The organism is Flavobacterium sp. NLM (assembly GCF_002210235.1).
In the GTDB taxonomy this organism is placed as follows: domain Bacteria; phylum Bacteroidota; class Bacteroidia; order Flavobacteriales; family Flavobacteriaceae; genus Flavobacterium; species Flavobacterium panici.
In genome coordinates, this window is record NZ_LIAC01000012.1 from 38,814 (window position 1) to 62,264 (window position 23,451).

24 protein-coding genes are annotated in these 23,451 nt (G+C 32.6%); 7 read left to right on the forward strand and 17 right to left on the reverse strand.

What is annotated here, in order from left to right; genetic code table 11:
• Nucleotides 1-18 precede the first annotated feature (18 nt).
• From APR43_RS15415 to APR43_RS15440, 6 genes are all read right to left on the reverse strand, one after another.
• A complete protein-coding gene (locus tag APR43_RS15415) occupies nt 19-456 on the reverse strand; it encodes a VOC family protein (RefSeq protein ID WP_053471606.1) in 438 nt (145 codons plus the stop codon).
• 116 nt (nt 457-572) lie between these two features.
• The gene (locus APR43_RS15420) at nt 573-1,016 is read right to left on the reverse strand and encodes an ATPase (protein ID WP_053471607.1); all 444 of its coding nucleotides are present in this window, start codon (nt 1,014-1,016) and stop codon (nt 573-575) included.
• A 2-nt stretch (nt 1,017-1,018) separates the two neighbouring features.
• Nucleotides 1,019-1,426, reverse strand: a complete 408-nt coding sequence (locus tag APR43_RS15425) for a VOC family protein (RefSeq protein WP_053471608.1) — start codon at nt 1,424-1,426, stop codon at nt 1,019-1,021.
• A gap of 117 nt (nt 1,427-1,543) precedes the next feature.
• Nucleotides 1,544-1,948 (reverse strand): SRPBCC family protein, encoded by a 405-nt coding sequence (locus tag APR43_RS15430; RefSeq protein WP_053471609.1) that lies wholly within the window; start codon nt 1,946-1,948, stop codon nt 1,544-1,546.
• A gap of 24 nt (nt 1,949-1,972) precedes the next feature.
• Nucleotides 1,973-2,380: an SRPBCC domain-containing protein gene (locus tag APR43_RS15435; RefSeq protein ID WP_053471610.1), complete on the reverse strand. Its 408-nt coding sequence runs from the start codon at nt 2,378-2,380 to the stop codon at nt 1,973-1,975.
• A 21-nt stretch (nt 2,381-2,401) separates the two neighbouring features.
• On the reverse strand, nt 2,402-2,812 hold the full coding sequence (locus APR43_RS15440) for a VOC family protein (RefSeq protein ID WP_053471611.1): 411 nt from the start codon (nt 2,810-2,812) through the stop codon (nt 2,402-2,404).
• Between the two features lie 143 nt (nt 2,813-2,955).
• On the opposite strand from APR43_RS15440, the gene APR43_RS15445 reads away from it, so the two are divergent.
• The gene (locus APR43_RS15445; protein ID WP_053471612.1) at nt 2,956-3,921 is read left to right on the forward strand and encodes a GlxA family transcriptional regulator; all 966 of its coding nucleotides are present in this window, start codon (nt 2,956-2,958) and stop codon (nt 3,919-3,921) included.
• A gap of 155 nt (nt 3,922-4,076) precedes the next feature.
• Here the strand turns inward: APR43_RS15445 and APR43_RS15450 are convergent, their stop codons facing one another.
• The 7 genes from APR43_RS15450 to APR43_RS15480 form a co-directional block, all read right to left on the reverse strand.
• The gene (locus tag APR43_RS15450; RefSeq protein ID WP_053471613.1) at nt 4,077-4,730 is read right to left on the reverse strand and encodes a murein L,D-transpeptidase catalytic domain-containing protein; all 654 of its coding nucleotides are present in this window, start codon (nt 4,728-4,730) and stop codon (nt 4,077-4,079) included.
• Nucleotides 4,731-4,861: 131 nt separating this feature from the next.
• Nucleotides 4,862-6,094, reverse strand: coding sequence for an ATP-dependent Clp protease ATP-binding subunit ClpX (clpX, locus tag APR43_RS15455; RefSeq protein ID WP_053471614.1), 1,233 nt, complete (start codon nt 6,092-6,094; stop codon nt 4,862-4,864).
• A gap of 170 nt (nt 6,095-6,264) precedes the next feature.
• Nucleotides 6,265-6,939, reverse strand: a complete 675-nt coding sequence (gene clpP / locus APR43_RS15460; protein ID WP_053471615.1) for an ATP-dependent Clp endopeptidase proteolytic subunit ClpP — start codon at nt 6,937-6,939, stop codon at nt 6,265-6,267.
• Nucleotides 6,940-7,161: 222 nt separating this feature from the next.
• A complete protein-coding gene (locus APR43_RS15465) occupies nt 7,162-8,484 on the reverse strand; it encodes a trigger factor (protein ID WP_053471616.1) in 1,323 nt (440 codons plus the stop codon).
• A 114-nt stretch (nt 8,485-8,598) separates the two neighbouring features.
• Nucleotides 8,599-8,943, reverse strand: a complete 345-nt coding sequence (locus tag APR43_RS15470) for a phage holin family protein (RefSeq protein ID WP_053471617.1) — start codon at nt 8,941-8,943, stop codon at nt 8,599-8,601.
• Nucleotides 8,944-9,033: 90 nt separating this feature from the next.
• On the reverse strand, nt 9,034-9,963 hold the full coding sequence (locus APR43_RS15475; RefSeq protein ID WP_053471618.1) for a sterol desaturase family protein: 930 nt from the start codon (nt 9,961-9,963) through the stop codon (nt 9,034-9,036).
• A 143-nt stretch (nt 9,964-10,106) separates the two neighbouring features.
• Nucleotides 10,107-10,871: an alpha/beta fold hydrolase gene (locus tag APR43_RS15480; RefSeq protein WP_053471619.1), complete on the reverse strand. Its 765-nt coding sequence runs from the start codon at nt 10,869-10,871 to the stop codon at nt 10,107-10,109.
• Nucleotides 10,872-11,091: 220 nt separating this feature from the next.
• Between APR43_RS15480 and APR43_RS15485 the strand changes: the two genes are divergently transcribed.
• Entirely contained in the window at nt 11,092-12,447 is a 1,356-nt protein-coding gene (locus tag APR43_RS15485; protein WP_053471620.1) for a hypothetical protein, read from the forward strand.
• A 48-nt stretch (nt 12,448-12,495) separates the two neighbouring features.
• Here APR43_RS15485 and APR43_RS15490 read toward each other — a convergent pair whose 3' ends face one another.
• The 4 genes from APR43_RS15490 to APR43_RS15505 all read right to left on the reverse strand — a co-directional run bounded on the left by APR43_RS15490 (nt 12,496) and on the right by APR43_RS15505 (nt 17,422).
• Complete coding sequence (locus APR43_RS15490; protein WP_053471621.1) at nt 12,496-13,350, reverse strand: DUF4249 domain-containing protein; 855 nt, start codon at nt 13,348-13,350, stop codon at nt 12,496-12,498.
• A 2-nt stretch (nt 13,351-13,352) separates the two neighbouring features.
• Nucleotides 13,353-15,626: a TonB-dependent receptor plug domain-containing protein gene (locus tag APR43_RS15495; protein ID WP_053471622.1), complete on the reverse strand. Its 2,274-nt coding sequence runs from the start codon at nt 15,624-15,626 to the stop codon at nt 13,353-13,355.
• An 86-nt stretch (nt 15,627-15,712) separates the two neighbouring features.
• Complete coding sequence (locus APR43_RS15500) at nt 15,713-16,699, reverse strand: YhcG family protein (RefSeq protein ID WP_053471623.1); 987 nt, start codon at nt 16,697-16,699, stop codon at nt 15,713-15,715.
• A gap of 9 nt (nt 16,700-16,708) precedes the next feature.
• Nucleotides 16,709-17,422, reverse strand: a complete 714-nt coding sequence (locus APR43_RS15505) for a pyridoxine 5'-phosphate synthase (RefSeq protein ID WP_053471624.1) — start codon at nt 17,420-17,422, stop codon at nt 16,709-16,711.
• A 116-nt stretch (nt 17,423-17,538) separates the two neighbouring features.
• Here APR43_RS15505 and APR43_RS15510 point away from each other — a divergent pair, with 116 nt between their 5' ends.
• The 5 genes from APR43_RS15510 to bamA all read left to right on the forward strand — a co-directional run bounded on the left by APR43_RS15510 (nt 17,539) and on the right by bamA (nt 23,439).
• Complete coding sequence (locus APR43_RS15510) at nt 17,539-18,198, forward strand: CBS domain-containing protein (RefSeq protein WP_053471625.1); 660 nt, start codon at nt 17,539-17,541, stop codon at nt 18,196-18,198.
• Between the two features lie 67 nt (nt 18,199-18,265).
• Nucleotides 18,266-19,150: an NAD kinase gene (locus APR43_RS15515; RefSeq protein ID WP_053471626.1), complete on the forward strand. Its 885-nt coding sequence runs from the start codon at nt 18,266-18,268 to the stop codon at nt 19,148-19,150.
• A gap of 173 nt (nt 19,151-19,323) precedes the next feature.
• A complete protein-coding gene (locus tag APR43_RS15520) occupies nt 19,324-20,013 on the forward strand; it encodes a DUF6089 family protein (protein ID WP_053471627.1) in 690 nt (229 codons plus the stop codon).
• A gap of 5 nt (nt 20,014-20,018) precedes the next feature.
• Nucleotides 20,019-20,759, forward strand: a complete 741-nt coding sequence (locus APR43_RS15525; RefSeq protein ID WP_053471628.1) for an isoprenyl transferase — start codon at nt 20,019-20,021, stop codon at nt 20,757-20,759.
• Complete coding sequence (bamA, locus tag APR43_RS15530; protein WP_053471629.1) at nt 20,692-23,439, forward strand: outer membrane protein assembly factor BamA; 2,748 nt, start codon at nt 20,692-20,694, stop codon at nt 23,437-23,439. Before APR43_RS15525 ends, bamA begins: the two co-directional genes overlap by 68 nt.
• Nucleotides 23,440-23,451 lie beyond the last annotated feature (12 nt).

Consider the following 23,451-nt stretch of genomic DNA (forward strand, 5'->3'; position numbering starts at 1 on the left):
AATAACGTAACTTTTTAATTATTTGTTTTGCATATTTTCGTCAAAGTTTACCATCCAGTTTATACCGAATTTATCTTTGAACATTCCGAAATAAGCGCCCCAAAATGTTTTATTTAAAGGCATTTCGATTTTACCTCCAGCCGAAAGTCCGTTAAAAATTCGGTCAGCTTCTTCTGTGCTTTCTGTATTAATTGAAACCGAAAAATTTTCACCAAAAGGTAAATCTCCAAATCTTGTAGAGCTGTCACTTCCCATTAAAATTGTATTTCCAATTGGCAGGGAAACGTGCATAATTCTCTCTGCATCTTCTGCTGAAACTTCGTCACAGCCTTCTTCTTTTGGCATTTCTTTAAATTTTCCGATATAAGGAAATTCCCCGCCAAAAACAGATTTGTAAAACAGGAATGCTTCTTCGCAATTTCCGTTAAATAATAAATAAGGGTTTACTGTTGCCATGATATTTTTTTTAATTTTGAGTTGTAAATTATAAATTGTTGTCCTTTGCTATAGTTATAAAATTTAATCTCTTCTCTTTGTTCTATTCTCTTTATTCTATAATTTTTTTCTTTCTTCTATTTCTCTTCTTCCGAAAGTTCTTTCACAACCTCTAAACCCCTGGGAAAAACATCTTTGAAATAATCGACATATTTTTCACCCGAATCGTTACGAGCAATCAAATCTGTAAATTCACCATCTGGAATTAATCGGTAGGTTTCCATTGCGCCGCTCCATTTTTTGGTTTCTTCATTGAGAGGCTGTTCTTTAAAATCTTTTATCTCACCTATATGCTTAAAAGCCATATATTCGTTTGGCGTTTTTGTTTCGATTATGCTATACATTCCTTCTCCGGTTGGCGTCATGAAATGTATTTTATCTCCTTCGTTCCAAGTACTTATGGTATGAGATCCTTCGCAAAAAACACTTGTCCATTTTCTATAAGTTTCATCCTCCCATAAAACATCCCAAACTTTTTGAGCCGGGGCTTTAATTCTAATTTTAAATTCTAACGTTTCCATAATTAAGATAGTTTAGTAAAATCCATAAATAAAACATTCCAGCGATGTCCGTCTATATCGGCAAAACCAAAGCCGTACATCCATCCCTGACTTTCGGCTGGAGAAGAAAAAATAGTTCCTCCTGCATCCTGAACTTTTTGAGCCAGTTCATCAACTTCTTCTTTACTTTCGGCATCAATTGAAATCAAAATTTCAGAACTTGCTTTTGTATCGGTTATTTTGTTTTGCGAAAAACCTTCAAAAAGTGATTCTTCAAACAGCATTACTACAAAATGTGATTCACCTACAACCATACAGGTTGAACTTGGTGTATCGTGCTGCTCATTAAAAGAGAAGCCTATTTTCCAGAAAAAATCTTTTGCTTTTGCCACGCTTTTCACTGGCAGATTTAACCATATTTGTTTCGTCATTCTTTCATATTTTCGTTAAACATTTTTTTTAAAACCATATAAGTGATTTAAGTTAATTTAAGATTGGGGGAAAACCTTTGAGCCTTTGTTGCTTTGAACCTTTGTACCTAACAAAAACTAATTTGCCTCGGCGTAACTTTTAAAGTTGTCCAAAATTGCCTGCCAGCCGCCGCGCTGCATTTCTTCTGGATTTTGAGTTTCCGGGTCGAAACTTTCTGTTACTTCTACGCCATCTAAAGTTTCTTTGAAGGTAATTTCAACTTTTCTTCCGTCGGCCATAACGTATTTTATCGTTTTGTTTGGTTCTACGAAAGTATATTCTCCTTCAAAATCAAAACTCATGCTTCCATCTTTTGCGGCCATTGTTGATTTGAATTTTCCGCCCTGCTTTACATCATTTTCGGCATAAGGCGTATGCCAGTCTGGAGAAGCAAAACTCCATTTTGTAATATGTTCCGGTAATGTCCAAAAATCCCAAACTTTGTTTATTGATGCGTTAATTGTATTCTGTACTGTTATCATTATTTATATATTTAAAAATTATACTTATTCAACACTTTCAACGTATTTTTTAAAATTGTCAATTACGTTCTGACACCATTGCTCCTGCATACTTTCAGAATCTTCTTTGTTTGGTTCAAATACTTCTGTGATTTTTACCTTTTTGCCTTGTTCTTCAAAATGAATACTTCCGGTTCTGTTGTCCAAAAGTTTATATTCTATTAATCGAAATTTTTCTATTTGGGTATATTCTCCTTCAAAATCAAAACCTGCGCTTTTATCTTTAGCAGCCATTTCATATTTAAATTTACCATTTACCTGTAAATCATTTTCTGCATAAGGCGTATGCCATTCTTCAAAAGCATAATTCCATTTTTGAATATGTTTTGGAGAAATCCAGAAATCCCAGACTTTATCTATAGATGCATTAATTGTATTTTGAACTGTAATCATTTTGGTCAAATTTTAAATTAATTACATCTGATCCGGAATCTGACTTTCATCCATATAGAAAACTTCCCAATGATGTCCGTCCGGGTCAAGAAAAGTTCTTTGGTACATCCATCCATAATCTTGTGCTTTTCTATAATCAGTCCCGCCAGCTTTAACTGCTTTTTCAATCATTTCATCAACTTCTTCTCTTGATCCTAAAGAAATAGAAATAAGGGCTTCGCTGGTTGTATGAGAATCGCAGATTTTCTTATCTGTAAAAGTCTGATAAAACTCTTCTGCCAAAATCATTAAATTAATATTCTCACCAATAATTATACAAGCTCCTTTTTCATTTGTAAATTTCGGATTCGTAGGAAAACCCAATTCATTAAAAAATTTTATCGCTTTATCCAGCTCTTTTACAGCCAGATTTAAATACATTTTCGTTTCCATAATATATAAAGTTACAATTTATTTAAAACAAATTTAGAATTTTAGAATGTCCTTTGCGATACATTAAAAGTCAACTTTAGGGGCATTTAAGACAATTTTATTACTTTTGTTATAAAGCTAATCCTCCAAAAAACCACAAAATCATGAGCAAGAAAGTAGGTTTAATCGTTCCTCACGACTATAAATTATTAAGTATAGCCGCAATTTTAGAAGTTTTTGAAACGGCAAATAAATTAAGTCCGGCAGTTGACAAACCATTTGAAATTATGGTTTTTCAATTGGCAGAACAAATTAGTCAGGAACGTTTGTTTGGATATGAAGTTAATACGATCGAGAATTCTGATATCCTTTTAGAACTCATTTTGATTCCGGCTTTTACTACGGATAATATGAGTGAAATGATTGCGAAGAATAAAAAATTTATTCCGTGGTTGCAAAAACAACATCAGGTAGGGGCTGAATTAGCTAGTTTTTGTACGGGAGCATTTTTGTTTGCTGCTTCGGGATTATTGAATGAAAAACTGGCAACAACTCATGTCGACGCTTGCAGTGCTTTTACAAAAGCTTTCCCAATGGTAAAATTAAAACCCGAAGAAACTTTAACAGCTGACGGAAGTTTGTATACGAGCGGCGGATCTACCTCAACGTTTCATTTATTGATTCTTTTGGTTCAAAAATATTGCGGAAATGAAATTGCAGTGCAAATTGCCAAGATTTTCTCGATTGATTTAAACCGATACAAACAGAGCTATTTTAGCACTTTTAGACCGAATCATTTGCATAATGATACTTTGGTGGCGATGTTACAGCAAAAAATTGAAAGCCAATATCACAGTATCGAAAAACTGGAAGAAATTACCAAAGATATTCCAACAAGTGCCAGAAACATGACACGCCGTTTTAAACAAGTTACAGGAATTCCGCCAATTGAATATCTGCAGAATATTAGAGTTGAAAGTTCAAAAAAATATTTGGAACAAACGCAGCTTTCAATTTCAGAAATTATTGAAAAAACCGGATACAACGATCCAAAAGCTTTTAGAAAGGTATTTTATAAAATGGTGGGCATGAAACCTATTGAATATCGGGAGAAGTTTAGGGTTCAGTAGTTTATTTTAGGAGCAGAAATTTTGTTTTTCAAAAGACAATTTGTCCTGCTCTACACTATATCTTTTGCTGTGAACCCCACAGCAAAAGGATGCCGTTTCGATCAGGGCTATTTATAACATTTTTATTTTCATTAGAAAAAAAGACCTTTTGAAAACTAAGCTTTGATGATCCACATCAGGACTTTTTTATTTGTTTTTAAAAGTTCGTCAATTTCTTTCATGCTTTCGTTTGAAACTGCGGGACAGCCCCAGCCTTCCGGTGTTCCTTCGGGATAAACTTCATTTTCCGGAACTGCTTCCCAGGAATGTAAAACTATGGCACGGTTTCTAGCATTTGAATTCGTTTTGTCTTTTCCCTGCAAAATATAATTGACTTTTATTCCCCATTGACTTACGCCTCGGTCTAAAATAACATATTTACCCAGCGAGGAACAATGCGAATCAAATTCGTTGCTAATCTGCGGTTTTTCTTTAGTTAGTGTTCCGCCCCATCTGTTATCGCCGCAGCCGTGACTTACCATAGATGATTTTACAACTAGGTTTTTCTTAAAATCGTAAATAAAGAATCTCTTTAAACCAGAATGCAGTCCCAGATCGATTAGAATAAATTTATCTTTATTTAAATTATTTTGAAGGCAGTATTGTTTTGCTTCTTTATAAAATTTACTGTAATCAATTTCAGCACGAGGTTTCTCTTTTTCAATTACTTCTATTTTGTTTTCGTTTTTAGAAACCAACATTTCATTTTTATCTTTTTGATTACAAGATAAAATCAAGGCTAAACCAATTACAAAAATCATATTTTTCATGCTTACAATTTACACAAAATCCAAAACGGAAATCTTACTTTAAAAGTATAAAAAAAACCTGCTCAAATAAATGAACAGGTTTAAAAGTGAAACTTTGTCAAAGTTTAAACTTTGACAAAGTGGTATGAAATTTACGAAGCAATTTCCATTCGCTTCAATAAGTTTTTACTTAAAGTATGTTCTGCATAATCTTTATCGATTACTAAAACTTTATCGTCAGAACTTGGCAGTTCGTACATTGCATCTGTCAAGATTGCTTCGCAAAGCGAACGTAATCCACGTGCTCCTAATTTGTACTCTAATGCTTTGTCTACAATAAAGTCTAAAGCTTCATCGGTAATCGTAAACTCAACTTCATCCATTAAAAATAATTTCTGATATTGTTTTACCAATGCATTTTTAGGTTGTGTCAAAATAGCACGAAGTGTTTCTTTATCTAAAGGATCCATGTGTGTCAATACCGGTAAACGACCAATTATCTCCGGAATTAAACCAAAATCTTTAATGTCTTTTGGAATAATATATTGAAGCAGGTTATTTTTATCGATATTGTCTACATTTTTAGAAGTAGAATATCCAACTGCCTGACGGTTTAAACGTTTAGAAATAATACGTTCTACTCCATCAAAAGCTCCTCCTGCAATAAACAGGATATTTTGTGTATTTACTTCAACAAATTTTTGGTCCGGGTGTTTACGTCCTCCTTTTGGCGGTACGTTTACAACTGTTCCTTCTAATAATTTCAATAAAGCCTGTTGGACACCTTCACCAGAAACGTCACGTGTTATTGACGGATTATCGCTCTTACGGGCTATTTTATCAATTTCATCAATAAATACGATTCCTCTTTCTGCTTTGGTTACATCATAATCGGCAGCTTGTAAAAGACGGGTTAAAATACTTTCAACATCTTCTCCTACATAACCAGCTTCTGTTAATACTGTTGCATCAACAATAGCCAAAGGAACATCTAACATTTTTGCGATTGTTTTAGCAACCAATGTTTTTCCTGTTCCGGTTTGACCAACCATAATGATGTTACTTTTTTCAATTTCTACTTCATCGTCTAATTGCTGCTGCATTAAACGTTTGTAGTGATTGTAAACCGCAACTGACATTACTTTTTTTGTCTGGTCCTGACCAATAACATATTGATCCAGGAAAGCTCTGATTTCTTTTGGTTTCTTTAAAATTAAGTCGCCAACAAGTTTCGCGCTTCCGCTTGATTTTAATTCTTCTAGAACAATTCCGTGTGCCTGTTCAATACACTTATCGCAAATATGTGCATTAATACCAGCAATTAATAAATTAGTTTCTGGCTTTTTTCTTCCACAAAACGAACATTCTAATACTACTTTTGCCATTCTTTATTTAAGTTACTAAGCTGCAAAGATACTAAGTTTCTAAGCTTTTTTTATCTAAAACTTTAAAACTTAACGCCTTTACAGCTTAATATTTGATTTTTATTTTGATTTTAAATTACAAAGAACACTTAGATTCTCAGCGTCTTAGCAACTTAGAAGCTTAAAAAAAATTAGCTTCTTCTTAATACTTCATCAATCATTCCGTATTCTTTTGCTTCTTCAGCGATCATCCAGTAATCGCGCTCACTGTCTTTGTGAACTCTGTCAAAGGTTTGTCCTGAATGCTGCGAAATGATGTGATATAATTCATCTTTTAATTTCAACATTTCACGTAAGTTGATTTCCATATCTGTTGCAACACCTTGTGCTCCTCCAGATGGCTGGTGAATCATTACACGTGAATGTGGCAGAGCCGAACGTTTTCCTGCTGCTCCTGCACATAATAAAACTGCTCCCATAGAAGCTGCCATACCTGTACAAATTGTAGCTACGTCTGGTTTAATAAATTGCATTGTGTCATAAATTCCTAATCCTGCGTAAACGCTTCCTCCAGGAGAATTTAAATAAATCTGGATATCTTTTGATGCATCAGCGCTTTCTAAAAATAATAACTGAGCCTGAACGATATTAGCGATTTGGTCGTCGATACCAGTTCCTAAAAAGATAATTCTGTCCATCATTAATCTTGAAAAAACGTCTAATTGAGAAATATTCAACTGACGTTCTTCGATGATATATGGAGTCATATTCGTTGGGTTCATCGCAGCTATGATTTTGTCATAGTACATAGCGTTTACTCCTTGGTGCTTTGTAGCAAATTTTTTGAATTCTTTACCGTAGTTCATATGTATCTGTTCTAAGTTTACTTTATTTAATATATATTCTCCATCAAAGGTTGTACCTATTTCTAAAGAATGTCAATTTGTCTTAGTTTTTGTTTCAGGTTTAATTTTGTTTCAAGTTTAAAGTTCTCGAACTTCAATAAACCTGAAACTTTAAACTTGAAACAAAAAAAAGAGCGTCGGCAGAAAAACTGCCGACGCTCAAATATAATTATTTTTCAGAAATTATTCTCCGTAAGAAGCTGCAATAAATTCTTCGTAAGTAACTTCTTTAGTTGTTGGATTTGCTTTCTCTTTGAATAAATCTAACAATTTAGCTGCTACAACCTGCTCAGAAAGTCTTTTCACTTCTTCCTGGTTAGATAAAACTCTAGCCACGATTCCCTGAACTTCTTCGTCAGTTGGATTTGTTTGTCCAAATTGAGCCATTTGTTGTCTGATAGCGCCTGAAGTAAACTCTTTTAAATCTTCAAATGTAATTTGGATATTACTTTGAGCCATTGCTTTTCCTTCAATTAATTGAAAACGTAAACCTTTTTCAGATCTTGCGTATTCAACTTCAGCTTCTTCTGCAGAAAGTTTTTTCTCTCCAACAGTTTGTAACCATTTTTTAAGGAATTCAGCTGGTAAATCAAATTTTGTATTTTCGATTAGGAAATCCTGAACGTCTAATAATAATTTTTGGTCTGCTTGCTGTGCAAATTGAGCTTCAGCATCTTCTTTAATTTTAGCTTTTAAGTCTTCTAAAGAAGCTACTTTTCCTTCACCAAAAAGTTTATCAAATAATTCCTGGTTTAATTCTGCCAATTCAGCACCGTTGATAGCTTCGATTGTAAAGTTTACTTCGATATCTAAACCGTGAACATCATCATGAGATACTTTTAAGTAATCCATTAATTGGTGATCGTCTTCAAATAAACCTTTTGTGCTTACTTTAACAACATCTCCAACTTTTTTACCGATGAATTTATCTCCGGCTTTTTTGTTGAATGTAGATACAGAAATTGTAGTTGTATTGCTGATACCTTTTTCTTCGTTTGTAAAAGTTCCTGTTAAATCTGAATCAGCTTCAACTTTATCCTGAGGAATTGCTTTTCCAAATTGTTTTTGGATACGCTCTACTTGTCCGTCGATTAATTTATCATCAGCAGTAACGATATATTTTACGATATTGTTTTTAGCTTCTAAATCAATTTCAAAGTTTGGCACTAAACCAATTTCGTATTCAAAAGTTAATTCTTCTGCATCCCAGTCAATGTTTTCGTTTTCTTTAGCAAGAGGAGTTCCTAAAAGATTTAATCTTTCAGATTGAATAAAACGCTCTAAAGCCAAATCAACTACTTTTTTAATTTCTTCTTGTTTAATACCCTTTCCGTATTGTTTTTCAACAAGATCTTTAGGAACTTGTCCTTTTCTAAATCCTTTTACTTGCGCTAAAGGCAATTTTTCGTTGATTCTTTTTGCCACTTGACCTTTATAATCCATATGAACAACGTTCAATACAATTGTCTCGTTTACAGCGTCTATTGCTACTCTTTTAATATCCATCTTCTTCTTTAATTTACATAATAAAATTGGGTTGCAAAATTATAAAATTTTTGCAACCCAACCAAGTTTTTAATTTATTGTATTTGAAGCAGTTTATGTGCTTTTAATTTTGATTTATTTATCGTCTCCTAATATTTTGTAAGTAATTGACTGAAGAATAGACAAAATAATACTGAAAAATAATGCTGTCCAGAATGATTCGACTGCAAAACCTCCCACAATATAAGTGCAAAGTATAATTATTATAGCATTGATGACCAGTAAAAATAGCCCCAGCGTAATAACTGTAACCGGAAAAGTTAATATTACCAAAATTGGTTTTATAAAAACATTTAACAATCCTAAAACCACTGCAACTATAACAGCCGTGGCAAAACTGGCAACATGAACCCCTGGTAAAAAATTCGCGATCAACAAGACTAAAGCTGCCGTGACAAGAAGTCTTAGTATTAATTTCATAACTTTTTCTTTTAAAATTTTAATAAAAGTAATGATTTTTTTCTAACCCTATATTTATTCAGAAATGGTTTCTTAAATTAAATTTTCAGGTTAGTTTAATATTTTATTTTGCTTCAATTCATATTCTCTTTGATAATCTTTTACTGTTTTTCCTTGTCCGTTTGGTTTCCAGCCGGGAGCATAAAACATATACTTCAATCGGTTTTGCCAACCGATGTTAGGCTGCTTAATATCTTTCCACATTTTTTTCCATTCGTAAAATAAAAGTTCAAAAGCACTATCATCTTTTGGTTTTGGATAAATTCCAAATTTCACGGGTATTTCTGGTTCTTCTTTCTGAAAAGTCCCAAATATTCTATCCCAAATTATTAATGCCATTCCCATGTTTTTGTCTAAATATTTAATATTTCTGGCATGATGCACTCTGTGATGCGATGGTGTCACTAAAATCCATTCTAAAATACCCATACTTTTTACACTTTGAGTATGTACCAAAGTTCCATAAACCTGAAACAATGCATAAGCCACCATAATATGCCAAGGGTTAAAACCTAGAAAAGCCAAAGGAGAAAAATACAAATAACGATAAAGTGGCTGGAAAACAGGCGACCTGAATCCGGTAGAAATATTATAGTATTCTGAGCTATGATGCGTAATATGTACGGACCAAAAAAACCTTGATTTATGATCTACAACATGCAATAAATAATATGCGAAATCCTGTAGTAAAAAAACAGCAACCCAATAATACCAAATGTGTATATTCCAAGAAAAAATACGGTGTTGAAAAAAGAAAAACATAACCCCAAAAGCAAACGATTTCATTATAAAATCTAATGCAAAATTAAGCATCGCAAATGTGACATTTACAAAAACGTCATTTTTAGTATACAGGTTTTTTTTACCAAAATGACTAAAGAGCATTTCGACAAAAATCAAAAGTGCAAAAAATGGAGAGGAATACAAATAAATCAACCCTAAACCACTTTCGTCAAATAAATTATAAAAATTGAAATCCATTAAATTATAAACATTAAAATTCAAAATGCAAATTTATGAATTTTAATGTTTATATGTAAGTAAATTCTTATTTTTAAGATTTCTTTAATTAATAGCGCACTATCAATTTACCTAATATTATTAATGGCTAAAGCATTTTAAAATTACTCTTTCAAAAACTCGGTTGTCAGTTCAAAAAACATTTTAGGATTTTCGGCATGAAGCCAGTGTCCTGCGCCCGGAATAGTTTCTAGTTTAAAATTCGGAAACTGTTTTCTTATTTCATCCAAATCTGTATCTAAAATATATCCAGATTCTCCTCCTCTAATAAACAAGGTTGGATTATTAAAAACTAAATTTTCCGCCAATGGTTTCCCGATAGCATCGAGATTATTATTGAAAACCTCCAAATTAAAACGGAAAGCAAGTTGTCCGGGTTCTTTCCAATATAAATTTTTCAATAAAAACTGGCGCGTTCCAAAATCAGAAACATATTTTGCGACGATTGCTTCAACATCATTTCGGCTTGGCTTTACAGAAAAATCAACTGCATTTAAACCTGCCAAAATATCCTGATGATGCTGTTTGTAAAATTTCGGTCCAATATCTGCCACAATTAATTTATCTACAAGATCAGAATGTGTTGTCGCAAAAAGCATCGCCACTTTTCCACCCATCGAATGTCCAAGAATATCAATTCTTGTCAGATTATTTGCCTGACAATATTCATATACGTCCTGAACCATCGCTTCGTAACTCCATTCGTCAGAATGAAAGCTGCGTCCGTGGTTTCTTAAATCTAAAATATGAACCTGAAATCCGGCCTCAACATATTGTCCTGCCAGCGTTTTCCAATTATCAGACATTCCAAGAAATCCATGCATGATGATAAATGATTTTCCTTCGCCTTCTATTTTTGAGTAAAGCATTAAATTTTTCTTTTAAAATTCTGCTACAAATGTAAAAAACTTATCTATTAATCTGTAACAGAATGTGTTCTTCGAGATATTTTTTACAATTAATATTAATAGAAAAAAGTTTACATTTTTACGTGATCCCGTAAAGTTAATAGAATCAAATAAGCTATCTTGCGCCCCGAAATCAAAACCAAAAACTTGATTTAAATCCAAATTAATTAATACCACCTTTATGATTAAAAAATTCCTTTTATTATCATTAGTTGCTTCGCAGCTTATGGTTTCATGTTCAAGCGACGAAAGCAATGATGAAACTACTAAACCTGAAACAGAATTATCATTAGAAGAACAAATTGCTGCAATTGTTAAACAGCCTTATTCTAAATTAACTCCTGGTGAGCAAAAATTAAAATTAGAGGCTGAAGCTAATCAAATGCTTACTGAGCTGGACAAAACGAAAAGTTCTGGAGCTATTGAAGCATTAGAAAATTTATCAAGATTGTTAGGTGTTGATCAAATTGAGCTTTTTGATGGAAAAGATGATAATGGCATTGAAGATATTTTAACTGTTTCTGGTGTCTATGGTGTTTATACATGGAATAATACCAACGAAAAATGGGTAAAAACAGCTTCAACTACAGAGCTAAAATTTGTTTTCCCTGCTAAAAAATCTCAAACTGTAAACAATGCTGTTTTTACTTCTAAAAGTGTTTCATCTGACATAAAAGTAAAATTCGCCACTAATTATTATGACGATGAAGAAATAACAGACTATTTCTTTCTTCCACTTTCTGCAGATGCAGTTTTAACAATTGATAATGCTCAAGCGGCTGTATTTACACAAACTGCAAAATATGCAAACGGAAAAGAAATCCCTACTGATTTTGCATACAAAATGACTTTGAACGATGGTTACACTTGGGAAATGAGTGGTGTTAAGGCAGCGCAAAATACCTCAAAAGCATCTCTTACTTACAACGGAAAAACTCTAATTAACTTTAATGCCGGAAGTAACGCTGAAATTGACAAATTACTTGCTAATGAAGAACTTACTCAATACAGAGGTAAAGCAAATGGTTTATTCCAATTAATGGATAATTTCATTATTGTTGCCGATATGGATTTAGTTAGTGAAGCGGCAGATCAAGCAGCATTAGAAAAAAGCGTAGTACACCCTGATTATCCTGATTATCAAAACCCTAAAACTGATTTTAAAGCTTATTATACAGCAAAAAATGTATATGAGAAAAAATACTCCGAAGGAAGTGCTGTCAATTTTAATAAAAATATAAAATTGGTTTTAGTTTCTAAAAAAGACGGAACTAAAATAGCAGATATTATACAACATTCTGCAGAGGATTACAGCTATTATGCTAACATACCTGTATGGACAGTTGACCAATGGAATCCTGATGGTTACTGGTCTTATAACGAAGAGTTTAAAGTACAATACTATGGTGAAGATTATTATTTAAAATTCAATGATAATACTGAAGTATCTATGAGTACTTACTTCTCTGAAGGATTTGATACATTCCAAACTAAATTTGAAGACTTTATTAGTGCTTTTAATAAAGAAGAAAAATAGTTTTTAAAAAATACAATTTAAAGCCGGTTTGAATATTTCAAATCGGCTTTATTTTTTTGGAGGCGTTTTCACAATTATAGTACTTTGCCCATATCCTGCCCAAATACCAATACCTCCTTTTATATTCGATTTTAAACTTGTGTTTGACGGGTAAATAGGATTTTTGCTGTTTACGATTTCGTTTTGCCAGCTGTTCCAAAAATCTAATGCTTCTTTGGTTTGAGTTCTTAGTTTTACATAAATAACGTCTCCATCGGCAAAATAAGGCGTGAATTTTGTTTTAGGGAACAACAAAACACCTCTGTTTATCTGCACAGAAACCGAAGAATTTTCGAAGTTTTTATCGTCTAAATTGCCATAAAACGAAGGCACAAAAATGGGTTCTTCGCCGTCAATTTTTGTAGCGATTTGGTAATAGTTTTTTTCGGCCGGCGGATCATCAAATTTTACAAAAATATAACCGGTTGTATCTATTGCATTCTTCTTTATATATTCTGCACTTTTAAGCGGCACCGATTTTGGAATTGATGTTACAGCTTCAACAACACGATTTAGGTATTCAATTTTAATAGAATATTCTTTTCCGGCTTCTCCTTTTAATGTTGACCCGAAATACACAAATGGAGGAATTCTGTTTTTATCGTTTTTCACTCTTAAAACTTCTGAATTCACACCATCAGAAATTGTGATTTTTGCAGATCGAATTACATGATTTAAAACATTTGTAGAATCAATAACATCCTTAACCGGAATACTGCTCGACAGTAAAACATTGGCAAAATCACCTTCTTCAATCCAGCCTTCAACGACTATTTTTGATTCCAGGTTTTTTTGTTCACTAAAGTCGTCTTTTGAACAACTTGTTAGTACTAAAGCAAAAAGAAATAGTATATATTTTTTCATCTTTAAAATTTAAATCTCCAGCTAACAGAAGGAAGAATTCGGTATAAAACCTTTTTTTCCTGCTTTACCACAACTTTGCTTTTATCTTCGTTTACTTCTACATCTAAAACAACATAAACCGGGTTTGAAATATTGAATGCATTGTAAATAGAAAAGTTTAAAGCACTTTCTTTTTTCTGCGTTTTTATAAAATAATAATTTGCCGAAAGATCAGTCCTAATATAATCCGGCATTTGTGCATTATTATATCCTGAGTATTCTTTAACAGGATTATTGTTTATGAAGTACCAGGAAGTTGGCATTGTAAATCGATTTCCGGAGCCAAAAATTTGAGTAACTCCAAAATTCCATTTTGCATTTAAATCATACATTCCGACAACTGAAAGATTGTGGCGTCTGTCATATTTCGCAAAATACGTTTTTCCATTATTCAATTCATCAAAATTTCGATCAGACCAGCTTAATGTGTAGCTCAGCCAGCCAGTAAATTTTCCGTTGCTTTTTTTCAGCATCATTTCAAATCCGTATGCTTTTCCTTCACCTACATACAAATCATTTTTGAGCGTTGTGATTTCATTAAACTGCGTTATTCCATACGGATATTCCAGCAGATTTTTCATCGAACGATAAAATCCGCCAAATGAAGAAGAAAAATTTCTGGTAATATTTTGATTGGAACCAACAGCAAATTCATTAGACGATTGTGGTTTTATTCCATCAGAACTCGCAATCCAAAAATCTGTTGGAATACCAACGCTTGAAGTTGTAATCAAACTCAAATATTGATATTGTCTATTATAAGAAGCATAAAATGAATATCTTTCATTCGCATAATAATTCAGCACAGCGCGCGGTTGAAAATGCAAATACGAATCTGATCCCGAAGTATAATAATTAATTCGAAGTCCTAAATCGGCCGTTACGTTTTCAAATAACTTCGGTTTTGCGTTTAGAAAAATTGCTGCTTCATTGGCATTAATTATTCTTTGGGAATAATTATCAAGCGTTGTCAGGTTTTCTACATTCACTTTTTGAGGCTGCAAATTATGATAAACATATTGCAATCCTGATTCAAATGGAATATTATGAATTGAAAATCTAACTGAATTTGTAAATCCAAAATCTTTTACAAAAGAAGAAACTCCAAATTGAATTGTTGCCTGTTCCATACTTAAATCATTAGAATAATGACTAAAATAAACCGAATTAGACATGTTTACTTTTGGAGAAAATGTTGTGGTTAAAGATGGGGAAACTGTAAAATTGCTCCATTTTAAATTCGTTCGCAACGCCAGATTTTCGTCTTTTATTTTTAACTCATCTCCACTAAAAAAAGCATCTAATGAAAACATATTCTTTTTAGAAACTTGGGATAAAAAAGTAAAATTCGCATCAGAAAAACCATATTTCATATCCTGAACATCATTGCTATCTGAACCAGATTTTAATATTGGGCCTACAACTTCATCTATATAAGTTTTTCTTCCAGATACATAAAATCCTGTTTTATCATTAAGAGGAACTGCCAATGTTACCTGCGAAGCCAAAATTCCGGCATTTCCCTGAATCGAAAACTCTGATGGTAATTTTTTATTGGTGTTTAAAACTGTTGTCGAACTTAATCGTCCGCCATATTTTGCATTCGAACTTGATTTATCAAATTCTACATCCTTAATATGATCTGCGTTGTAAAAAGGGAAAATCCCTAATAAATGAGACATTCCATAAATGGGAGCTTCATTATATAAAATGGCGTTATGTCCGGGATCACCGCCGCGCACGTACAAGTAACCGTTTGCATCTCCTGAATTTTGTACTCCCGGTGTCAATTGCAAAAGTTTTATAATATCTGTAGTTCCTAAAAGTGCTGGAACAGCGTTTAATTCTTTTAAATTAAAAGAAAGTTTACCGCCGGATAAAGTTTTGATTCCGCTTTTTTTATCATTCGAAATAATCACTTCTTTTAAAAGCGAAATATCTTTTTCTAAAACAATAGAAAGTATGGTATCTTTTTGAAGATTGCAATAAATAGTTTTTGGTATAAAATCTAAATGGTTAATTTTTAGAACCAAATTACCTGAAGGAATGCTTTCTGAAAAGTTACCTAAAGTATCTGTAATAGTATACAGCTGTTTTTTGTTTATCTCAAAAGAAACATTGACACCAATTAAATTTTGATTTTCGGATGATTTTACATTTCCTGATATCCTAACATTTGACTGTGCAAAAAGGTTGGAAAAGGATAATAATAAAAAAAGAATAATAGATTTCGACACTTAATTTTAATAAGAAAAGTGCGAAAATAAACAATTATAACCCAATTACATCAGGTTATAATTGTTTTAATTTTAATCTTATTTTTTTAATGTTCCTTATCTAATTGAAATTTTTGAATATCACTTTCAATCAGCGCTTTCAAATCTTCTTCTTTCGGCATATAAAGTAAATATTGACTTGCAAAAACACTTTTTTTATCTGCTAAAACAGAATATTTCACAATTGTTTCATCTTTTTCAGAACAAAGTAAAATTCCAATTGTAGGCTGATCTGATTCTCCTTTTTTCAAATCATCATACATACGTACATACATATCGATTTGTCCAATATCCTGATGAGACAATGAACCCGTTTTTAAGTCAATGATTACAAAGCATTTCAAAATATAATTATAAAACACTAAATCAATATAGAAATCAGAAGTATCTGTAACAATATGTTGTTGGCGTGCTACAAATGCAAACCCTTTTCCAAATTCCAATAAAAATTGTTGCAAATGATCTATTATTGAAGTTTCTATGCTCCGTTCTGAATTTTTAGTTTCAGCAGACAATCCTAAAAACTCAAAAATATACGGGTCTTTTATTAAATTATGAATTGTCTCAGGTTTTGTTTCAATCCTTTTGTGTTCCAAAACACGCTCAAATGCCAATGAATTTATTTGTCTTTGAAGCGTTCTGCTATTCCAGTTGTTCAGAATACTTTCATTTAAATAATAATTTATTTTTTCATCAGAATTTAATCTTGACAATAATCGATAATGTGTCCAGCTCAATTCGTGACGCAATGCGTCACGAATTGGAAACATTTTATAAAATGAACGCATATTTCGAAGATTACTATCATCAAACCCTTTTCCAAATTCAAAAGTGAGCTGATCTGCCAGATTCTTTAAAGTAGCTTTCCCATAATCTGCACGATCTTTTCCTTCTTGTTCGTCTTCAATAATTAATTTCCCTATTTGCCAATATGTTTCAAGTAAGACAGAATTTGCCATCCTAAAAACACGCTGACGAGACTGGAGAATAATTTCTTTAATCTCTGAAAATAATGGCGTTTGATTCGTAATCATTATCAGATCTTATTTCAATTTATTTAAATACATATTCACAACATTATCCAAACCAAGATAAAGCGCCTCTGAAATTAAAGCGTGTCCAATTGAAACTTCCAGCAATCCCGGAATATTTTGTTTGAAGAACTGAATATTGTCTAAACTCAAATCATGTCCGGCGTTAATTCCTAAACCTAATTCGTTTGCTAATTCTGCAGCTTTCACATACGGATCGATTCCGTTTTTGTTTCCTAAATCATATTGATGTGCAAAAGCTTCTGTATATAATTCGATTCTGTCCGTTCCTGTTTTTTTAGCTCCTTCTATAATTTCTAAAACCGGATCAACAAAAATCGATGTTCTGATTCCGTTTCTTTGAAATTCCTGAATAACTTCGGTTAAATAATCTTGATTTTTAATGGTATCCCAGCCTGCAGAAGATGTAATGGCTCCAATTGCATCTGGAACTAAAGTAACCTGATCTGGTTTGCATTCTAAAACTAAATCAATAAAATTATGCTGCGGATTTCCTTCAATATTATATTCAGTAGTAACAATTGCTTTTAAATCGCGCGCATCCTGATAGCGAATATGACGCTCGTCCGGACGCGGATGAATGGTAATTCCCTGCCCTCCAAAACGCTGAATATCGACAGCAACTTTTAATAAATCAGGTACATTTCCGCCTCTTGCATTTCGCAGCGTTGCAATTTTATTGATATTAACACTTAACTTTGTCATATAAATAGATAATTAATTCAAGTAACACTATATTTGTTACGACAAAAATACAAAGTAAAACGCAGCAGTTTTTGGTATTTTTTGATTATTTTGCATCAAATATCTTCGATTGATTTATGACAGAAATTACAAACTATATCACAAATGATTTCAGAGCGATTGATAGTCAGGAAACGATAGCCTCGATTCAGGACTTTTTCATCGATGTAAATTTTTCTCATTTCCCGATTTTAGAAGATGGGATTTTCATTGGAAGTATTTCTTCTGATGATGTGGAAACGTTTGATACCGATAAAAAAGCTATTGACTACAAATACACTTTAGAACGCTTTTTTGCCAGAAAATCAATGATCTGGCTGGATGTCCTGGAAGTCTTTGCAAAAAATCACACTAATATTATTCCAATTCTTGATGAAAATAACAGCTATATAGGCTATTATGAAATGGAAGATATTATGAAATTTTTTCAGGAAACGCCATTTTTAAAGGAACAAGGAGGAATTATTATTGTTCAAAAAGGACTGCTGGATTATTCAATGAGCGAAGTAACGCAAATTGTAGAAAGTAATAACGGTAAAATTTTGGGCTGTTTTGTTTCTGAAGCTGATGTGGAAAATGTTCAGATTACCATAAAAATAGGTTTGGGAGCGATGAACGAAATTATTCAGACGTATAGAAGATATGGTTATGAAATCATTTCAGAACATCAGGAAGATACCTATATTAATAGTTTAAAAGAACGTTCTGATTATTTAGACAAGTATCTTAATATTTAAATTAGAAAATGTTCTCAACTAATAAATTATCAAATTAACACATTTCCTCATTATCTAATTAAGAAGAATGAAAATAGCCATTTACGGACAATATTATCAAAACAGTACCGAACCTATTATAAAAGACATTTTCTCGTTTTTCAATTCTAATAATGTAGAAATGGTAATTGAGGAAAATTTTCTGGACATGCTTTACGATAAGCAGCTTGTAAAAAAGGAGTATAAAACTTTTTCTCCAAGTACTACTTTAGATAATAGTTTTGAAATGCTGATTAGTATTGGCGGCGATGGAACGATTTTGAGAGCGGCGGCTTTTGTTCGTAATTCAGGTATTCCTTTATTAGGTATAAATGCAGGAAGATTAGGGTTTCTTGCAAAAGTTCAAAAAGAAAACATTGACAGTTTACTGCAATATGTTATCGATCAAAACTACACAACTTCTGAAAGAACTTTACTGGGCATATCCTGCGAACCTAAAAATGATGCTTTCGCAGAACTTAATTTTGCAATGAACGAGGTTACTGTCAGCAGAAAAGATACGACTTCGATGATTACTGTTGATACTTATTTAAACAATGAATATTTAAATTCTTACTGGGCAGATGGTTTGATTATTTCTACTCCAACAGGTTCTACAGGATATTCATTAAGCTGCGGAGGACCTATTTTAACTCCAGATGTAAAAAGTTTAGTAATTACACCAATCGCACCACATAATTTAACCGCCAGACCACTTGTTATTCCAGACGATACAGAAATCACTTTACGCGTAACAGGAAGAGAAGACCAATATTTGGTTTCCTTAGATTCCAGAATTTCTTCGGTAAAAAACGAATCAGTTCTTAAGATCAAAAAAACAGATTATAAAATAAAAATGATTGAAATACCGGGCGAAACTTTCTTAAAAACCTTAAGAAATAAACTGCTCTGGGGAGAGGACAAGAGAAATTAATCTCTTTTCTCCTTCATCACTATACGATAATACCACATTTTCTCGTTCTGCATATAGCGAATCATCATTAAATTGCTCAAAATCATAATGTAAATTGAAAAAAAAGCACATTTATCTAAAGGAACTTTGATTCGTATTGATAATTATTATATTTGCACGCAATTTTGAATTAAATGAAGAAAATTTTTAATTTATTGTTATGTTTTTTCCCTTTTATTACACTTAATGCTCAAATCAATGAGCTTGGTGTGTTTGTTGGCGGAAGTAACTTTGTTGGTGACGTTGGAAGTACAACTTACATTAACCCAAATAAACCGGCTTTTGGTATTTTGTACAAATGGAACAAAAGTCCAAGGCACTCTTATCGTTTTTCTTATACACAGTCTAATATTCTTGGAAATGATGCTGATTCAGACGAAACAAGCCGCAGCAACAGAGGATATCGTTTTGAAAACGAGGTAAAAGAATTTTCTGCTGGTTTAGAATTTAATTTTTTCGATTTTAATCTTCATGATTATCACACAAAAATTACTCCTTATATATATTCAGGTTTAAGCTTTTTTATTTATGATGGTTTATACCGTAATATCAACAGCATTAGTACAACGCAAAAGATCAATTCAAATTCATTTGCAATACCTATAACACTCGGAATTAAATCAAATGTAACTCCGCATTTTGTTATAGGTGCCGAAGTTGGCGCACGATATACTTTTACCGACAATATTGACGGCAGTAATCCTGATACCAGCAATACAAACATTTTAAAATTCGGAAATTTAAATAATAATGACTGGTATGTCTTTTCAGGTATTACTTTAACTTATACCTTTGGACAAAAACCTTGCTACTGCGCAGAATAATAAAAATGAATTTACTAGACTCTATAGATCAATCAAACTTACCAAAACATCTGGCCATTATTATGGACGGAAACGGGCGCTGGGCTAAACAACAAGGCTTTTTAAGAGCTTTTGGACATGAAAACGGCACCAAATCTGTAAAAAAAACAATTACAACTTGTGCCAAACTAGGTATTGAGTACCTAACGCTGTATGCCTTTTCTACAGAAAACTGGAATCGTCCTAAACTGGAAGTTGAGGCATTAATGAAAATATTGATCAATTCCTTAAAAAAAGAGCTAGTTACACTTCAAGAAAACAATATCAGACTTAATGCTATTGGAAATCTTGATAAATTGCCAAAATCGGCACAAAAGGAACTTTTAGACGTAATTGAGAAGACCAAAAACAATACCAGACTAACGTTAACCCTTGCTTTAAGCTATGGTTCCAGAGAGGAATTGGTAAATGCTGTTAGAGTGATTAGTGATAAAGTTAAAAATAATATAATTTCAATAGACACTATTGACGATTCAATTATAAATGAGCATCTTTACACGCAAAATTTACCTGACGTAGATTTATTAATACGAACAAGTGGAGAACATAGAATAAGTAATTTTCTGTTGTGGCAGATTGCCTATGCTGAATTATATTTTACTAATGTCTTGTGGCCAGACTTTAAAGATCAAGATTTATATGAGGCTATTATTAGTTATCAAAAAAGAGAACGTAGATTTGGAAAAACCAGTGAACAAATTAAATAATTTTTTAGTGTTACAAAAAAGAATACCACAAATAATCTGTACCCTTTTACTATTGGGTAGTTTTTCACAAGTTAAAGCTCAAGATAGAGTTCCTTTTGACCAAGGAAAAAAATATATTCTGGCTAAAGTTTCTGTTGTTGGTAAAATAAGCTTCAATGAGCAGACTGTTGTTACTTTCTCAGGCCTTCAAGTGGGGCATGAAATAACAGTTCCGGGTGAAGAAATCACGGGCGCTATCAAAAAATTAGGTAAACTAGGTCTTTTCGACGAAATCTCTTTTTATATTAATAAGGTTCAAAACGACAGTATTTATTTAGATTTAAATATTGTTGAACTTCCAAAATTAAATGAAGTTAAAATCACCGGCGTTAAGAAAAGTAAAGTCGAAGGATTAATTAAGGATAACAATTTAACTAAAAATAAAATTGTAAACGAAAACTTAATTACAACTACTAAAAATTACATCGAAAACAAGTATAAAAAAGACGGCTTTTACAATACAAAAGTTACCATTACTACTACTCCCGACAGTACTGCCGGAAATCAGGTAAACATGCTAGTGAGGGTAGATAAAGGAGATAAAGTTAAAATAAGCAGTATTGATTTCATTGGAAACAAACAGCTTACCGATACAAAATTAAGAGCTGCGATGAAGGATACGAAACAAAAAAATCTGCTTCGTGTTTTTAAAGCGTCTAAATTTATCCCTGAAAAATATAAAACTGACTTAGAAAAAGTTATCGCTGCTTACAAAGAAAAAGGATATCGTGATGCACGTATTATTTATGACTCTGTTACTTATAACAAAGACAAAAATATGCTTGCTATAAAAATTAATGTAGAAGAAGGAAACAAATATTACTTCGGAAATATTAAGTTTTTAGGAAATACCGTTTATTCAGATCAGCAGTTAAACCGTTATTTAGGGATCAAAAAAGGAGAAACTTATAATGGTGTTTTACTAGAAAAAAGAATCGCTGATAACACAAAACCTGACGGGGAAGATATCACGAACTTATACCAAAACAACGGTTATTTATTCTCTAAAATTAATGCTGTAGAGGTAAAAACTGTAAACGATACAATTGATTTTGAGATTAGAATTACAGAAGGTCCTATCGCTTATTTCAATAAAATCTATGTTACTGGAAATGACAAAACAAATGACCACGTTATTTACCGTGAGTTAAGAACTAAGCCAGGAAACAAATACAGCAAAGAAGAATTAGTTAGAACTATTCGTGAAATTGGTCAATTAGGTTTCTTTGATCCGGAGGCTATTAAACCCGAATTTAGAAACGTTGATCCTGCTGCAGGAACTGTTGATATTGAATACCAATTAGTAGAAAAAGGATCTAGCCAGGTTGAGCTTCAAGGAGGTTACGGCGGCGGAGGTTTCATTGGAACCTTAGGTTTATCTTTCAACAACTTCTCGGCTAGAAAATTATTTGATAAAGATGCTTATAAACCGCTTCCTATGGGAGACGGACAAAAAGTAGCACTTCGTTTACAAGGAAGTACTTATTTCCAAACGTACAGTTTATCATTCTCTGAACCATGGTTTGGAGGTAAAAAACCAGTACAGTTTAGTTCATCAATTTCATACAGTAAACAGTTCAATAACAATTATGTAACGAGAACTGTAGATAAAAGCCAAAGTTTTAATATTTTTACGGTTCAGGTTGGTTTAGCAAAACGTTTAACGGTGCCGGATGATTATTTCGTTCTTTCACAATCTGTGAGTTATCAGCATTATGACTTAAACAATTACTATACTGGATTGTTTACATTTGGTAACGGAGCATCTAGAAACCTTGCTTATACAATAGGAATCTCAAGAAGTAATAAAGGGGTTAACCCAATATTCCCAACTTATGGTTCTGAATTTAGCATCTCTGCAAAAGTTACGCCTCCATACTCATTATTTAATGGGGTTAATTACGGAGATTTAGGAAATCAAAAAGAATATAAAGCACAATACACAGGCGAAAACAAATCTGACGACTTTGGCCAGCCTCTTAACAAAGGAGATTATTACAAAACCGATAGTTCAGGAAAAATATCAAGCGTTGGATCAGATTATGCAAGCGCAGATACTGATGCTGCAAAGGTCGATCAAAAGAAATATAACTGGTTAGAATACTATAAAGTAAAATTTAAAGCAGACTGGTATACTAAAGTGTATGGAAAATTAGTTTTAAGAACATTAACAGAATTTGGTTTCTTAGGAGCTTATGATCAATCAAGAGGAGTTGTTCCGTTTGAGCGTTTCTATTTAGGAGGAGATGGAATGGCAAACTATTCAATGGATGGTAGAGAAACAATACAATTAAGAGGTTATCCGAACAACTCGCTGACACCTGTTAATTCATTGGGACAACAGATTGGAGCTACTGTGTATAACAAATTCTCGATGGAATTACGTTATCCTATTACATTAAAATCGTCTGCATCGATTTATGCATTGACGTTTTTAGAAGCAGGTTCATCATATCCATCGTTTAAAGATTACAATCCGTTTGATTTAAATCGTTCTGCTGGTGCTGGTTTACGTGTATTCATGCCTGCATTTGGATTATTAGGAATTGATTTTGGTTACGGTTTTGATGCTCTTCCAGGGTCTGTTACAAACAAGGCAAATGGATGGGAAACACATTTTATTATTGGTCAACAGTTTTAGTGCGGGTTTTAG